This is a genomic window from Paenisporosarcina indica (assembly GCF_001939075.1).
Lineage (GTDB): Bacteria > Bacillota > Bacilli > Bacillales_A > Planococcaceae > Paenisporosarcina > Paenisporosarcina indica.
Window position 1 is genome coordinate 67759 of record NZ_MPTA01000008.1, and the last position, 15675, is coordinate 83433.

General features: G+C 38.4%; 20 protein-coding genes. 4 read left to right on the plus strand and 16 right to left on the minus strand.

Annotated elements, in window-relative coordinates; all coding sequences use genetic code 11:
- The first annotated feature begins 31 nt into the window (after nt 1-31).
- A complete protein-coding gene (locus GY23_RS16210; protein WP_075620229.1) occupies nt 32-337 on the plus strand; it encodes a hypothetical protein in 306 nt (101 codons plus the stop codon).
- A 3-nt stretch (nt 338-340) separates the two neighbouring features.
- On the opposite strand, the gene GY23_RS16215 is transcribed toward GY23_RS16210, so the two are convergent.
- The 10 genes from GY23_RS16215 to GY23_RS16260 all read right to left on the minus strand — a co-directional run bounded on the left by GY23_RS16215 (nt 341) and on the right by GY23_RS16260 (nt 6451).
- Nucleotides 341-676, minus strand: coding sequence for a L,D-transpeptidase (locus GY23_RS16215; RefSeq protein ID WP_075620230.1), 336 nt, complete (start codon nt 674-676; stop codon nt 341-343).
- Between the two features lie 94 nt (nt 677-770).
- A complete protein-coding gene (locus GY23_RS16220) occupies nt 771-1151 on the minus strand; it encodes a hypothetical protein (RefSeq protein WP_075620231.1) in 381 nt (126 codons plus the stop codon).
- Nucleotides 1148-1357: a helix-turn-helix transcriptional regulator gene (locus GY23_RS16225; protein WP_075620232.1), complete on the minus strand. Its 210-nt coding sequence runs from the start codon at nt 1355-1357 to the stop codon at nt 1148-1150. The genes GY23_RS16220 and GY23_RS16225 overlap by 4 nt, the downstream gene beginning before the upstream one ends.
- Before the next feature lie 166 nt (nt 1358-1523).
- Entirely contained in the window at nt 1524-2234 is a 711-nt protein-coding gene (locus GY23_RS16230) for a hypothetical protein (RefSeq protein WP_075620233.1), read from the minus strand.
- Entirely contained in the window at nt 2231-3001 is a 771-nt protein-coding gene (locus GY23_RS16235; protein ID WP_075620234.1) for a hypothetical protein, read from the minus strand. The genes GY23_RS16230 and GY23_RS16235 overlap by 4 nt, the downstream gene beginning before the upstream one ends.
- A 23-nt stretch (nt 3002-3024) precedes the next feature.
- Nucleotides 3025-3732 (minus strand): hypothetical protein, encoded by a 708-nt coding sequence (locus GY23_RS16240; protein WP_075620235.1) that lies wholly within the window; start codon nt 3730-3732, stop codon nt 3025-3027.
- Nucleotides 3729-4466, minus strand: a complete 738-nt coding sequence (locus GY23_RS16245; RefSeq protein WP_075620236.1) for a hypothetical protein — start codon at nt 4464-4466, stop codon at nt 3729-3731. The genes GY23_RS16240 and GY23_RS16245 overlap by 4 nt, the downstream gene beginning before the upstream one ends.
- Nucleotides 4438-5334 (minus strand): ATP-binding cassette domain-containing protein, encoded by an 897-nt coding sequence (locus GY23_RS16250; RefSeq protein WP_075620237.1) that lies wholly within the window; start codon nt 5332-5334, stop codon nt 4438-4440. Before GY23_RS16250 ends, GY23_RS16245 begins: the two co-directional genes overlap by 29 nt.
- Nucleotides 5331-5720 (minus strand): GntR family transcriptional regulator, encoded by a 390-nt coding sequence (locus tag GY23_RS16255; protein ID WP_211270695.1) that lies wholly within the window; start codon nt 5718-5720, stop codon nt 5331-5333. Before GY23_RS16255 ends, GY23_RS16250 begins: the two co-directional genes overlap by 4 nt.
- Nucleotides 5721-5953: 233 nt before the next feature.
- A complete protein-coding gene (locus tag GY23_RS16260) occupies nt 5954-6451 on the minus strand; it encodes a DinB family protein (RefSeq protein ID WP_075620239.1) in 498 nt (165 codons plus the stop codon).
- Nucleotides 6452-6738: 287 nt separating this feature from the next.
- Between GY23_RS16260 and GY23_RS16265 the strand changes: the two genes are divergently transcribed.
- Nucleotides 6739-7110 carry a hypothetical protein gene (locus GY23_RS16265; protein ID WP_075620240.1) on the plus strand — a complete coding sequence of 124 codons (372 nt, stop codon included), beginning with the start codon at nt 6739-6741 and terminating at the stop codon, nt 7108-7110.
- A gap of 125 nt (nt 7111-7235) precedes the next feature.
- Here the strand turns inward: GY23_RS16265 and GY23_RS16270 are convergent, their stop codons facing one another.
- The 5 genes from GY23_RS16270 to GY23_RS16290 form a co-directional block, all read right to left on the minus strand.
- A complete protein-coding gene (locus tag GY23_RS16270) occupies nt 7236-9836 on the minus strand; it encodes an MMPL family transporter (protein WP_075620241.1) in 2601 nt (866 codons plus the stop codon).
- A gap of 3 nt (nt 9837-9839) precedes the next feature.
- Nucleotides 9840-10283: a MarR family transcriptional regulator gene (locus GY23_RS16275; protein WP_075620242.1), complete on the minus strand. Its 444-nt coding sequence runs from the start codon at nt 10281-10283 to the stop codon at nt 9840-9842.
- A 177-nt stretch (nt 10284-10460) separates the two neighbouring features.
- Nucleotides 10461-11696: a GGDEF domain-containing protein gene (locus GY23_RS16280; protein ID WP_075620243.1), complete on the minus strand. Its 1236-nt coding sequence runs from the start codon at nt 11694-11696 to the stop codon at nt 10461-10463.
- Between the two features lie 166 nt (nt 11697-11862).
- Nucleotides 11863-12570 carry a YwaF family protein gene (locus GY23_RS16285; RefSeq protein ID WP_075620244.1) on the minus strand — a complete coding sequence of 236 codons (708 nt, stop codon included), beginning with the start codon at nt 12568-12570 and terminating at the stop codon, nt 11863-11865.
- A 38-nt stretch (nt 12571-12608) separates the two neighbouring features.
- Complete coding sequence (locus tag GY23_RS16290) at nt 12609-13031, minus strand: NUDIX hydrolase (protein WP_075620245.1); 423 nt, start codon at nt 13029-13031, stop codon at nt 12609-12611.
- 291 nt (nt 13032-13322) lie between these two features.
- Here GY23_RS16290 and GY23_RS16295 point away from each other — a divergent pair, with 291 nt between their 5' ends.
- Nucleotides 13323-13997, plus strand: a complete 675-nt coding sequence (locus GY23_RS16295) for a M50 family metallopeptidase (RefSeq protein ID WP_075620246.1) — start codon at nt 13323-13325, stop codon at nt 13995-13997.
- 177 nt (nt 13998-14174) lie between these two features.
- Here GY23_RS16295 and GY23_RS16300 read toward each other — a convergent pair whose 3' ends face one another.
- Complete coding sequence (locus GY23_RS16300; RefSeq protein ID WP_075620247.1) at nt 14175-14723, minus strand: GNAT family N-acetyltransferase; 549 nt, start codon at nt 14721-14723, stop codon at nt 14175-14177.
- Between the two features lie 782 nt (nt 14724-15505).
- Between GY23_RS16300 and GY23_RS16305 the strand changes: the two genes are divergently transcribed.
- Entirely contained in the window at nt 15506-15673 is a 168-nt protein-coding gene (locus GY23_RS16305) for a hypothetical protein (RefSeq protein WP_211270696.1), read from the plus strand.
- The last annotated feature ends 2 nt before the right edge of the window (nt 15674-15675 follow it).

A 15675-nucleotide genomic window follows, 5' to 3' on the forward strand; every position in this document is an offset into this window, starting at 1 on the left:
GGGAACGGTGAAGAGTTTGAGACACTTTATTATGAGATACAAAGAAGAATTGATTATGCTAATTCTTGCATTTATTGGCTCTTCAGCACTTGGAATATTTGCCATTTCACACATTTATGGGTTATTCAATGTATTATCGACCATCGTTATAGTTGTTGTCAGCTTGGCTGCGATTGCGATCCTCTATCATAAACTTCTTGCACGACGACTCTACAACTTTGTGTTGAGCACACTTGGCAATCGAGAAAATTATTCATTACTTAAACAGAAGTTAACTTCTACATTTAATAATAGTAAGCTATATGCAAAAAATAAGTGGAGTCTCTTTAAATCCTGACTTTCACGTGTGTATATACACATTAGTGCCAAGTGGGACCATGGATGAAAGTTCCGTTACGTCATCGTTATTCATTCTGATACATCCATGCGAGACTTCTTTACCGATGGATGAGGGATCGTTTGTGCCATGAATTCCATAATGCGGTTTAGATAACCCCATCCACAATACCCCAAATGGTCCCCCGGGGTTATACTCTTTGTTTACGATAATGTAATTTCCGTTTGGCGTTGGAGTCAGTATTTTTCCAACTGCAATGGGATACGTTTTCAATAATACACTTGCATCATATAGTTTTAACTGACGATTATTTACCGATACATCAATCCACACTACCATCTACCCATCTCCCTAGGACTGTCATACAATAGGTATATGAGAAAATTCTTGAACTTGACAACGAATCAATTTCACCATGCACATGTTTTAGTGATCATGCTTTACTGGCAATGAAAGAACCAATTCCTAAAATCATATATACAATACTAAAACAGACTGCAAGGAGACCAACCTCTATTTCCTCAATTCTAGCTAGATAAAGTCCTAAAATCATGAGTCCTAAAATAACTAACAATATTGTAGAGGTGTACGCAAAGAATTTACGCAAGATGTGTTGATTGCGTTCATCATAATTAGGTACTTTAGATCTGCCTGAAAAATAAAAGATGATGCCTATCAAAAAACCATATACAATCACACCAAGAACTACCGGCATAACTGGCATTTCCTCTTTTGTTACCACAAGTCCTGCACCAATTACAGTCCCCACCATAATGGCAAACCAAAGCCATACTTTCAATTTCCCCACAGTCATTTTTCGTCCTCCTTTAATTCAAAAATTTCATCTATTGATACATTGAAATATTTCACAAGCTTCAGTGCCAATTCCAAACTCGGATTGTATTTATTGTTTTCAATTGCGGTGATGGTTTGTCTTGTAATTTGCAAATCAATCGCCATCTGCACTTGGGTGATTCCTCTTGATGTACGAATTTCTTTAATACGATTCAATACCGGCACAAACCGTCCTCCTTAATGTAAAGAGTTCTTTACATTAAAGATAATAAAAAACCCGGTCAATGTAAAGAGTCCTTTACATTGACCGGGTTATATTTTTTTCACTTATTCATCAATTTATTCTGACGTTACATGCAAGTCCCACTCGGACAAAAAATTCTTCACACCTTTATAATTCGGTCACTTGTTCCTTTATGCCTTCATCAATCGTCACTTCAATCGATTCCGGGATTTTCAAGTAAAGAGTGGGCAGCCATTCTTCAGTAGAGTGACTATTGTCGTAAGATGTGCCGCTAGTAAATTGCGTCATGATCATATCGTATTGAAAATACGCCATTTTGTACGAACGGTCTCCCTTATTCCAAATGGTCAGCTCATTTGCTTTAGGACTAATGACAACATCATCATTGTAGCCTTTAACTTCATAATCACCCATAACCAGCTTACCTTCAAACAAGAAAGAATCAATTGTGTCTGAATACCCAGGTATTCTTTCGATGACGATTAACACAGGCATCTTTCCAAGTGTCCGAGGCTTGACTAGCAGTTTTTGATTAGTGACACCTTGATGCCATTGCCGAATAATAAACGCAGGATTAACCGCATCCAGTTTCCCCTCATGTAAGAGCAAATAGTTGTCGTTGTACATATCAATAAAACTTTGTTCGACTGTCTGAAGTTTACTATCTTCATTTACAGGAACCAAGTAAAGGATGGCCGTGGAGATAATCAAAACCAACAAGTATCCCACGGGTATATAAAAAACCATTTTCCTTGAAATGCGTAATTTCGATCTTGTTTTGTTTCTCTTTGCCATCTGCACCAATCCGTATGTTAGCAAAACAACCAGTATCAGCGGTATAAAAGAACCGATATTCATGACACAACCTCCCGATTTCGCGTGACCAACCAAGTACTGCCAAACAGGATTGCCGTAAAAATCACCACTTTAAAAACGAATATCAAGATGGAGGTTTCTTCACCAAAGAACCTTGTGAGTTGCCCAATTGGATGGTTGAATTGGTAGGTTGCTGATAAATTGATCGTTAAGCCATACAAGACTAACAATGCTGGCAACACGATTCGATTCAATTGATACAGGCTGATGGCTAAATAGGACGCCGCTGCATACAACAGCAAATAGCCAAACACTCCAGTTACGTTTGCTACATGTGCAAGGAATGTAAAATGTGTGCTTACGGGCATGACTTCATGGAATATCACAAAGATGAGTGAAATAAGAGAGTTCCCCAAATACACTGTAATGGCACCTATCGCAGTAAGGATAATAAGGGTAAAAATAGTTGATAGAAATTGACTTAAACGCGTAGAAATAAAACCGAAATCAATTCGTTTCGTTGATGCCACTCCGAGAAAAATTGTCGAAGCGACAATCCATATATATGTCATTACCATTAAGAAAGTAGAATCAAACGTGTTTATAGTAGTGAAGACAGTCTCACTGTGTATGCCAGGAGGAATGTCAGTCTGACTGTATGAGTCACCAGACTGACTAACTACCGAACTCAGTAGAATTCCAAAAAGTTGAGTAAATACCAGACTGATCCATATAGACTGATAAGAAGTTAATTTGAATTTCACTTGCTTCTTTACAATTTCAAACAAGCTCACTTCTATTGAAGACATGGTGAATCCCCCTTTCAGTACCTTTAAGATTCAACAATGATCTGAACCATATTTTCATCTACATCAAGATTCACCGAATCCGGTATTTTCAAATAAAGGATTGGACCTTGGTTGGACATATCACTGAAAGTGTTGTCCCTTTCCTCCTTTAACTGTTTGAATAGGAAATCATACTGGAAAAATGACATGGAGATGGGTAAGTTTTTCTTTTCCATAATCGTTAATTTTTCAGCGGTCCATTCAAGTTTAATATCATCCATATAATCCCTTACCTCGTAGTCATTGATGACATGCAACCCTTTGTATAATGAAGCTACGACTTTTCTATCCGTGTTTTCAATTCGTTCAATGAACACGGTTAGAGGCATTGAATAGATGTTGTCGTTCACAATCTTGAATGTGTTGCTTTCCAATTCTTTCGACCATTGTTCTTCGATAAGACTGGTGGCTACATCCCCCTCGTTCCCTTGAGAAAGATTGAGATATACATCATTGAATTGCTCTATTTTATCAGCAGCCACTTTTTCATACGACGGTTCTGAAGGCGAGATAAATGCTGCTGCAATCGTGAACCCACCTAAAATAACGATATATCCAATCAGTAGCCATTTTGTACTTGTTGAATTCAATTTAAATATTGCTCTAATTTTAGAGTTTTCATTTTTCATAACCTTTATTGCGATACTCATCGTCACGATAAGAATAAGAGAGAAAACCACAACAGTATTCATAGTCGCACCTCCTGACTATCCGAAACCACCCAGGAAATGAAGAATAGGATGCCACTGGTGATGCTTATTTTAAGTAGCAGTAAAACCAAACTGCTTTCATGCATAATGAAATAGATCAGAAAATTAATGGGCGTTCCTACTGAATCAACGCTGATTGCCCCAAGAACAATTAAAAACAGGCTGATTCCAATTCCTACCCACTTATTTCGTTGAATAATTGAACCGATGCTATAGGCAGCTGCACTGATTAGTATTAAATAACTCAGTAACACCAATGTACTGGAAATAGTCTCGGAAAACGTTAGGCTGTTTGTCAGTATCAAGTCATCATTTCTTAGAAACAAGTAAACTTTCAACACGTTCAATGCCAAAAATGAAGTGACAGTTCCAAGTAACGCCAATAAAATCATAAAAATGAAGTTAGCCAATAGTCTGCTCCATCGCGTACTGACAAATGTGAAGTCGTCATCCCTGTAGGCCCTCGTCGTCAATAACAGGGTATTAAGAAACAACCACATGGCAGTCATTCCCATTAAAACACTACTACTGAAATAACTAACAGAAATGGATCTTCCATATCCAGGCTCAGTCATGGAGCCTTCTCCTAAAGTTGAAATAAACAATCCCAGGAATTGCAGGATAATTAATGAATGAAATATTCCCGTGTAGGATTTCACTTTGAACTGTACTTGCTTTTTTACGACATCAATCAAGCTCACTTCGTTCAAAGACACGGTCAATTCCTCCTTCTTGGCTATCGGTCAAGTAGATGAATGCCTCATTGGCAGTAAGGTTTGAAAAGGTCAGCTTCGGGAAATTTTCACGACGTATGTAGTTATTAACTTGGACAATAGCCATTGCCATTCCAGGAACCACTTCGTTAATGGACAGCTTATTATGCATCGAAGTAAATTCACTCACTGCCGCTTTGTCTCCTTTAACAGCCACAACACTTTCTTTCAGCTCAGAAACAGATAGGTGCATGAAGGCGTTCTGATTATGAATAATGAGTACGTCTTCCAGTAGGTTTTCAATCTCTTCCAAGTGATGGCTTGAAAGTAAAATCGTTCTCGGATATGCTAAGTAATCTTTTAATAAAGCGCGGTAAAAATCTTTACGTACTGCTGCATCCATACCTGTGGTAGGTTCATCATAAATGGTCAATGGACAGCGTGCAGCAAATCCGATGATCGCGTGAAATGTACTGCGCATGCCTTTTGATAAGTTCTGGACATACGCCTTTTGTGGCAGTTGGAAATATGTCATTAGTTCTTTCGCCAGCGGTTCGTTCCAATTTGGATAGAACCGTGCAAACGAATTGAGCAGTTCTCTTAAAGTCAACGACGTTGGCAAACTCATCTGATCATCAATGAAAATGGAATTCGCCGAAACCTTTAAACTCGTGAAAGGATTTTCTTCCATTACCCGCAATTCACCACTCGTTTTCTTCAAATATCCCGCGATTAATTTCATGAAGGTTGTTTTGCCAGCACCATTGCGCCCAATGACCCCTGTGATGGTGTTTTCTCGAATGATGCAGTTTAGATTGGATAACGCTGAATGCGAACGATATTTTTTTGATAGTTTTTTACATTCAATCATTCTTGTCTCTCCCCAATATTTTTCATTTTCGCTCTATTTAACATGTCAATCAGTTCATCAAAAGGTACTTCCAGGCGCTCTGCTTCATCCACAATTCCATTTACGAGAAGTGTTAGTTTTTCATTTTTTCGTTTTGATAAAATAACGCTTCTAGCATGGGGTGTCACGAACATGCCTAGCCCTCTTTTCTTATACAAAATGTCATTTTCAAATAAAATAGACAGACCCTTTCCCGCGGTAGCTGGGTTAATCGTAAATAAATCCGCCAATTGATATTGTGAATATATTTTGTCATCCGGCCCGAATTGTCCCCGCAGTATCTCGTTTTCAAGCCATTCTGCCACTTGAATATAAATGGGAAGATCCGATTCTTCGTAGAACTTCAAAAGCGCGCCTCCTTCCACTACCATATTCTAGGTGCATCACTGTTATAATGTACTATATTACATCCTCTATATATTTACAACTGGAAATAAGAATTTCTTTCTTTGGAGAAACTTTCACTTTAATTGGCGTACCTTTCCCCTAGAATGGATTAACACTAACCAAAGTCTCCTGACTCACGCTCTTTTTCTCCACAAAAAAAGCAACTTCACTGAGGAAGTTGCTTTTCTATCATTCATTCCGGAGCTTCTCCGCCATACGCCGCCCAATCTTCACGTGACGGACCATACATGCCAACTAGAGGTAGACCTGCTTGACGCATAAGGACCGTAAGTTGCCCGCGATGGTGAATTTGGTGTTTCACTACCATATTAAGGGTTTGTGCATTCGACCACATTTCGCCGTACATATCGTTCTCATCAGCAAGTTTGACATCGCTCCATTTACGAACGGATTCAGTGAAACCTTGATTTGCTTGACGATAACCGTCCGCAATTTCTTTTGCAGTTGCGGGTAATGCAGCATCTTGATGAGGTGCTTCAAATTCAAGACCCATACGTGACAGCATTTCGTGCAGTGAAATGACAATATGCCAAGCTAAGAAACCTAATGAGCGTTCCCCTTCTTTAACTTGTGTCCCTAACGAATCATCCGACAATAAGTCCAATAACTTTTGCGTGGATTCACTTTCATACGTCCAATCTGCAACAAATTCTTCAATTGTGTGATACATATACTTCCTCCTAAAAAGTTTAATCTCTTTGTGTATTTTCGTGATAACACGGCAAATACCCTCTTATTCTCGTTCAATTGTCTCCAATTTCGTTTAACTCCATTCTATCCTCTCTTCTTACAACCACTTTTCAGTCTCCCTTTTGAGGACGGGGAATATTCAAAAGAGCATCAAAGGGTTTCATAAATCTTTTTTTTGGGAATTCATTGGAATATTGAAACTTTTCAGTGACTGTAAGAGTCTAATGATTAATGAATAATTCGGATGGGAATGGGATGGGTTGATATATGAAAAAGTGGATATTACCGATTGTTATATTGTTAATTCTCTGTGCAAACGTCGTACTTTCAACAAAAGTTCATTACCCGGAACTCCCATTTACTAATAAAACCAAGCTGGAAGTGGCGAATCTTGCGGCCACATCGACTTTACCCCTTTCAAAAATAACGCAACAAAATGGATCCGTATGGTTTATTACGGATGATCCCGAAGATGTGGCCCTCCATTCCCTAAAGCAACGAATGACACAAAACGGCTGGGAATATGTTTCACAGAGCGGATCTGGTTACTTATTTGAAAAAGGTTCAGAAAAGGTTGAGATTGAATGCCAAAAATGGACAAGCAACTACCTTCTATTTCAATTGCCTATTGGGTTATAAGAAGTCCAAGGGTTTAATGATAATTATCGCTCAAATCCACCCCATAATCTAATACCATTTATTGAAACCATTACAAAAAGAGGCTACCCAGTAATCTGGAGTATCCTCTTTTCTAACTTCTATTGTTATTTTTTCTTTTTCATTCCAAACGGCCACCATACACCGCGATCAAACGACACTGTAATCGCTGGAATCAGCAACGGCAAGACGATTAAGCCATAAAGCAGCAATCCAATGACGACGATGGAAGCAATTTGCATTAAGCTTAGTACGCCCGAAGGCATCATTGCCCCAAAAGTACCCGCCAATATAATCGCGGCCGTAATAATAACAGTACCCATTTTCGCCATCGATAGACGCATGGCTTCACGGACGGTTATTCCACTTTCTGCTTCTTCGCGGAATCGATCGAGTAAGAAAATCGAATAGTCGACACCAAGTGCGACTAGCATGACGAATCCGAAGAATGGTACAGCCCAACTAATACCATCAAAGCCAAGTATGTTCTCAAAAATCAACTCAGCGATTGAGATTGACGTGAAGTACGTCAATAACAACGAACCAATCATAAACAACGGCATGATCAAAGAACGGAACAATATAGCCAATACCACGAACAAACTCACTAGCATAATCACCACGGTGCTGGAGAAATCACTTGAAGAAATATCTGCTAAGTCACTGTTTACACTCGAAATCCCAGCGAAAGCGATGTCTGCATCTTCAAGCGGTGTCCCTTTCAGCTCTGAAGCAACTGCTTCTTTTAATCGATGCACGGTGTCAATGGCTTCTGGTGAATACGGATCATCAGATAGAATAACTTCCATCTTCAATCCATTGCCGTCAGCGAAGGTGTACCGTTCTAACACTTGAGCAAAGTCTTCACTTTCAAGTGTCCCTGCAGGAATGAAAAGACCTGTGTCTCGCACACTGACACTTTCACTCATGGCAGTCATCATGTCCCCGACTTCTGTTAATTCTTCAGCAATTTGCACAAGTCCCTCGTTGCTTGCACCAAGCCCCTCAACTAGCTGAGATAGTCCTTCAGTCTCGCTTCCTGCACTAGCCAACCTTTGTTGAATTTGTCCAAGATGACTACTTATCGCAGTTAATGTCCCGACTGTTTGCTGAATGTTTCCTGTCTTTTGCAAGCCTTTTGAGGTTAACGTCAGTTGTTCATTTAATTGACCAAGTCCTACCGCTACTTCAGTTAAACCACTACCACTACCCGCACCTGCTAAACCAGTCTGCATTTGCTCGAGTCCCGCTCCGATTTCTGTTAACCCATCACTAACCTCTGCCAATCCATCTGCTATTAAGCCAATTTGTTGATCGACATATAAATCTTCAATGACATCTCCAGTAGGACGCGTAACCGTACGAATTCTATCCACGCCTTCAATTTGTTCAAATCGTTGACTCAAACGTTCTACATACGGAATCATTTCCTCGGTAGCTAACTTCTCGTCAGATTCGATAATTACCTGAACCGGTAATGAATCGCCACTACCAAAGCCTTTTTCAATCGCATGCAAGCCCTGAACCGATTCATAGTCATCACCGATTTCATCCACTGTGTTGAACGACAATGAATTGTCGTATGTCAGCAATAGAGGAACGGTCAATATCGCTACAACCAACATAGAGATGACTGGACGATTAACGGAAAGCTTGCTCATTGTGCTCCATATTTTACTATCGTGATGAGCAGCCGATTTTTTTGAAGGCCAGAATAATTTTTCTTTTAAAATCAACATAAACACTGGCACTATGGTAAACAACACAATCAATAAAACAAAAATCCCGACCGCTACTGCTACGGCTGATTTAAATATCGGAAAATCAGCAAAACCAATGGCGAAGAATCCAATAAATACGGCAAGGCCGCTAATCAACAAGGTGCGACCAGCTGTTTTATAAGTATTAATAATTGCTTCTTCTACCGCATGGCCAGCCGATAATTCTTCTTTGTATCGACTTAATAATAAAATACAATAGTCAGTCCCAATCCCGAAAAGAATAGCTACCAGGAATATTTGTGTGTAGTTCGAAACCGGAAAGCCAAACCATTCAATGAAGAACGCCACTAGTGATTGGCTCAACAAATAAGAAATCCCTACTGCCACCAATGGAATGAAAGGTGTGACAATCGAACGGAATACGATAAGCAATAATCCAAAAATCAATACTACCGTAATAATTTCGGTACGCTTCAAACCTTCTTGTGCGCTTTTGTTTACATCATTATTAATGATGGCTTCACCTGTAACATAAGCCGTCATGTCAGATGGAATGATACTTACGCGAACTTCATTTGCTACTTCATTAACTTCTTCATCAGTCCCATCCACTGTAATGGGAATGAGCACTGTTTTTTTATTTTCAGAGATCAGCTGTTTTTCCAGTTCTTCATTTCCCACTGGGTTTAATACGCTAGTTACATGATCTCCTAGTGATTCGATATCCTTCGCCATCATACTTAATTGGTCACGCACATTATCTGTCAATGCTTCATTCAGTTCTATGACAACGGATATGGTTTGATCACTCTCATCAGCATCTCGGAGCATTTGAGCAGCAATTTGTGATGAAGCATCTTCGGATAGTTGGAATGAACCCGCTTCCTCGGCTTGCTTTGTTAAGTTCGGAGCAATCAGAAACAAGACAATGGTAATCACGAGTAAACCAATTGTAATAGGCCATTTTAATGTCAATATCGTTTTCATCTGTTACTCTCCATTCGTTTTCAGAATTTCTTTTAACTTGCGGAACGTCATTAGGAATTGCTCAATTTCTTGATCGTCAACTTGATTAATAAGGAGTTTTTCAATATAGCCATGTAGCACTTCATTCGAGTGCTTCGCTGCTACTCTGCCTTTTTCGGTTAAATCCAGTAATTTTTCTCGCTTATCATCTGATTGCAGTACATGTAATAACTCTTTATCCTTCAACTTTTTTAATCGGTTGGATACGGCACTTTTATGCACACCCTGGAGCATCGCTATTCGTCCTGCTGTCATTGCACCTTCTTTGGCGATGATGTTTAGCACTTGCATTTGTTCGGGTGAGTACTCTTTCCAAAGCGGGTCTTCCACGCTACGTAATACGCGTTCAGTCCCATAAATCAGAACTTGCTGAAACAATTCTACGGCTTCTTGTATTCTTTTATCCAAAATAGTTTACCCCCTAAACCAATACATTTAGTTTAGAGGATAAACTATATATAGTCAATAAATGAATTTTTACAAATTGGTGATAGGAGAGTGGCTTTTGTCCTTGGATTATAAATCATTTCTGATGTGCATTCATGTCAAAACAAAAAAATCCCCTCAAATTAATGAAGAGATTTTCTATAGTAATTTTAACCCATTCTTCGTGTTAATGCGGTTACGCCCTTTGTCTTTCGCGCCTAGTAACAATTGATCCGCAACCACATATGCTCGTTCCATGGGTAGTTTATCTGTCATTTCATCGAAATATAAACCAAATGAAACTGTGTAAGAGATTGTCCTCTTGGTCCCATTGAAATCTACACTAACAGGGTGCACACTTACATGCATACGCAATTTTTCGAGTAGTTCACCACATTCTTCAAAGCTACGCCCTCTTAAAAACAACGTAAATTCTTCCCCACCAGTACGAAAAAGCCCATCGTCTACATTTACATGTGCTTTTAATATCTCAGCAAAGTGCTGAATTACTTTGTCCCCAACTGCATGGTTATACGAATCATTTATACGCTTAAATTTATCGATATCAGCGACTACGATTCCAACTTTTTCACCTGTACCATTAATTTCAGCCATTTGCTTATCCATCCACGCCCGGTTAGATAAACCCGTCATGAAATCGGTGTAAGCCATTTTCCGAAAACGGTCACGTTCCAATTCATTTTGAATACTTTCTTGCTTGGAAACGTATGACCTGCTGACTACATAGTTTAATGCAAATACGATAATCAGCATTTCCCACTGACTTTCCATGAGGAAATAGTATAGAAGACTATTGGTCAATGCAACTTTTCCTACATCGAGCAAGGTTCTATTCTTAAAGTGCGCTAACACTTCAGTCCAAGTGTGTAAATTGTTACTCAAATATAAATAGGATGTAAGAAGTATATCTGATTGGAAGTTAATGATTATAGTTGTCACAAAGAAAAGAATGAAATAACCAAATGGGATACTTTCTGCAAAGGGGTACAAGGAGTAAAAAAATATAAATGCCACGGTATTATACAAAACGAAAGAACTGATATTGTATAAAGTATCTGCTAATTCATTAGGATCAGCAGTATTGGCATATTTCCGTTGAAAATAAATGGTGAATCTGTGCACGATTTCATAGATTAACAACCCAAATGGTCCTGCGAATGCAGCAAACGATTGGCTGTAAGTAATTCCATAATCTATATTGGTAGTACCTTTACGCTGAATTATTCTCAGGTGAGCATAGAAAGCCGAGAAAAGCAGGTAGATGATGAACGCTATAATATACTTGTAAAGGTCTACATGAAGCGGTGCAAATGACAAGCTCCAGAAAACACTTATCACGATTAGTACAATGTCAAATAACTTAGACTTCCACACAAAAAGCACCTACTTCATCATAACTATCCAGATTATATCACATAGATGAGTGGGGACTTGTAGAATGGTTCAGTTTATTTCTTAATAATTTGCAGTGCCTCTTTTTTATACTATAGGATAAAGAGAGTCATCTGTCCCTCAAAGTTTTACACCTCCCTTTACCTAATTATGTTATCGGCTCTTCCTTCTTTCTGAAAGCAAACCACAAACATACAAAAATAAGAAATGCAACGATTTCTAGAGATATGATGTACCACGGATAGGGTCCAAGAAAATCAAGCAGGCTTCCGTTTTGGGGCTTCGACCGTAAAAACATGTAATTCCCTTTAACAAGGACATTTACAGTAAATACGATCGGTAGCAATACGTTTAGAACAACCATCGTTTTGAGTACCCCTTTAAAAGTAGGACGATACCCTTTTACCCACGTAAAGTATAGAGCTGTGACAATAATCCCGGAATGTGTGTAAAAAAAGTGGAAATACCTAAAATGAGGAAAACTGAGATCTAAAACAGGTGTTGCGATTGCTTGCAGGGCACCACCAATTCCTGTATAAAAGACTACATCAAAGACATGTTTATTTCCTGTCCATAGAAGGATGATCGTCATGACTAAACTGATGCTGCATAATTCAAGCGGCAAAGAACTACTCCAATTCCATCGATCAGTTTGAACGAGCCAAACATGATAAAGGACTTCCATGACTAGTAAAGTCATAGCAAAAAATCGTTCAATTAATCTAATGTGTTTAGGGTGATTCGACCATTTCTTTTTTGATAGAAATAGCAGGATGATTCCTAAAAACAGTCCCATTATGGCACCCATATGTGCCCATGAAAACAACATAAATAAGGGCTCAACTTTTCCTGTCATCCCTTTCCCTCATTTCTTCTTTCAAGTTAAATCGACGTTTATAGTAATTCTTCTATTAAGAACACATGATGTTTTTCAAAGTCACTTATTATCTCTGGAGATAATCGGTTTCTTAATTGGTCTTTTGTCGACCATAAGTAATCGCTGTGTTCCTTTGAAAGAACAACATCTTGATTTTGACTACGACACAAGTATGAAAGAATCACAACTTGTCTAGTTGCGTCTGTTTTAAAAGTAGCGGCATATAAAATTTTATCAACTGCTACATCCAACCCAACTTCCTCATGAATTTCCCGTACAAGTGCAGTTTCTAAATCTTCACCAAAATCTATTTTTCCTCCTACACATTCCCAAGTACCACTGCCAATTTCATCATCATGTGAACGTTGAATAATTAATACTTTTCCCTCATGTACAATAACGCCTTTCACTGCAACCACTATTTTATTCGTATTAACCATATATGACACCTTACCTATCAAAATAAATCTACATGAAACTCTTTTATAGTATTCGTGTTCTACGTACAAAATCCTGCTGAATCTCTTTTGAAACACAATAGAAAAAGGAGTCATTTCGTTGCACAGCGAATACAAGAATAAGACATCTAGGTTCGACGGATTAGTTATACTTAACTTAGTCAAAACAAAAGTGTATAAAGGATGTACTTCCCCGTATGCAGCTGAAGGGATTACAGCTGTTTTAGCGAGGATAGTATAAGGTGAACGCTAAAATAAAAAGGAGAGTGACATGTGAAACAAGCTTCAAAAATACTATTATTCTTAGTCTTAGCTTTCGTCTTAACCAAGTTACCATTCGCGGGTAAATACTTTGCGGTTGCTAATACGCTCATACATGAAGTAGGTCACCAATTAGCCAGTTTAGGTACTTTCGGCAAAGCACATCATATTCAATTGTTTTCTAATACCGAGGGGCTTGCCTTATCCAGTCACCGGTTTTGGTTAGGTAGATTTATAACCGCTTTAGCTGGCTATGTATTTGCTTCTCTTATGGCATCTACGTTCTTTTTCCTTATTTATAAGGAACGTTACAACATAATCATTTATATATTGTTATCCATTTTAGGAATCAGCCTATTATTTTGGGTTAGAAATTGGTACGGACTTTTCTGGATCATTACTTTTAGTACAGGGTTTGTGTGGATGCTTTGGAAAACCAAGGGTCCTATAATCGAAAATGTCGTTTTATTATTGGTTTCCATTATCTTTATTGAATCGATAACATCCGCATTTGAGATTATGTATTTGAGTTTCACATCCCCATCTGATGCGGGTGATGCTTCGAGCCTTTCTCGACTTACTTATTTGATCCCTTCACAGGTTTGGGGTATTCTGTTTTTCACTCAATCTCTCTTTTTCGGGTGGTTTGCCATGAAAAATTTCTTACCATTCTCAAAAAACCAATAGGGTCAGAGTCCGCTCTGGAAAGCTCTATCCGCTGTACGAAACAAAGAAGGAGAAGATTGAAGTAGCAAATTCACTTCAATTTCCTCCTGACTTTCAGGTAATCCTGAGTGGGATAGATCCGACGTCCTTTTCAAGACTCCTGATTCAAATTTATGTATTATGTTAAGGGTCTCCAAACTATAGATTTAGATCTTCTTTTAAGACTGAGTACATATATAAGTCATCGAATTTCCCACAAGTATATTCATAATGTCGAAGCAAACCTTCTCTTGTAAAACCTTGTTTTTCAACGAGTTTATGTGATGGGACATTAGCGGGTTCAATTAGTGCCTCAATTCTCTCTAGTTGAAAGTGATGGAAACCATACTTAACAACGGCTTCCAAAGCTTCACTAGCAATCCCTTTTCCCCAGTAATCTTTGCTCAGTTCATAGCCAATTTCAGCTCGATGATGTTTGGGATTCATATTGAGAAAACCACAACTTCCAATCATTTCCCCTGAATCTTTTAGTGTAATTCCCCATCTAATTCCTGTTCCATCTTCGGCAATCGATTTGTACCAACTAATTTCACCCAATGCGTCCTCAACTGTTTGAAAAGGTTCTAATCCCATAGGTTTCACAACATCCTGTTCAGATAAATATTTCAACATATCATTCGCATCAACGATTGTTACTTCTCTTAAGGTTAATCTGCTGGTTTCAATAATTGGAAATACCTTATTCATTGAATTTCACTCCTCTTAAGTGTGAATAGAACTGATTAATAATTTTTTTTGGACTCTTTCTCTAAAGAACCTTAAAAAACAAAGTTATACTTAACTATACTATTGTTTAACATGCTGCACATAGCCGACGAAACTGTGCAATTTCTTTAAATAAGAATTGCCAAAGCCCTTAAGACGCAATCAGCATAATGCAAACTTCCACTATTGGCCCCATCTATTGAAATACACATAATAAGAACATTGCTACATACACCGCCGTATAGAAAATGATACAACATAATAGCGACGCATTCGAACTTGAATTAATAAGTGATTGCTACTTTCAAGTTGATTAGTTAAGAATGGACAAAAGATTGAGCTCCTATGTCATTCAGTAAGCCAATACAAGGTAGTTTCTATTTGATGTCCTAAGTAATCCAAAAAACTTGGCATAGCTGTATATTTATATTGCGGTCTGTTTCAAAAGTAACTTTTCTTTGAATACCCTTTTCACTTTACTGTGGTGGATTTCTTTCAATGGTTTGTCTCATTAAATGAACTATGGTGTGCGACGGCTTTGATGGATAAATGCTCATGAATTCTACTAACTCCTAAACTCTGTTTCTGTTCATGCCTATTACAGAAAGTACTCATTATTAATAAACCTCTATCATCCTAGGTTCCTAACCATTGCAGTTGTAAAAAACTTCATATATTAAACATAAAATGAAAGGAGGATGTGTAAATGGAAAAACATGATACCCCGGACTGTAATTGCCGGGAATCAAAAAAAGACCACGATTATGATCTTGAATATCGAAATCGTTCACACTCTTCATGTTGTCAACGTCGATGTGACTGCGTGTGTAACCATAGCTGGAATTGTAGCTGCAGTTGCAACCATAACTGGAACCGTTGTCGCAATCGTTGCCGAAGAGATTTGTGCGATGACGACTTTAGGATTCGATTAGCC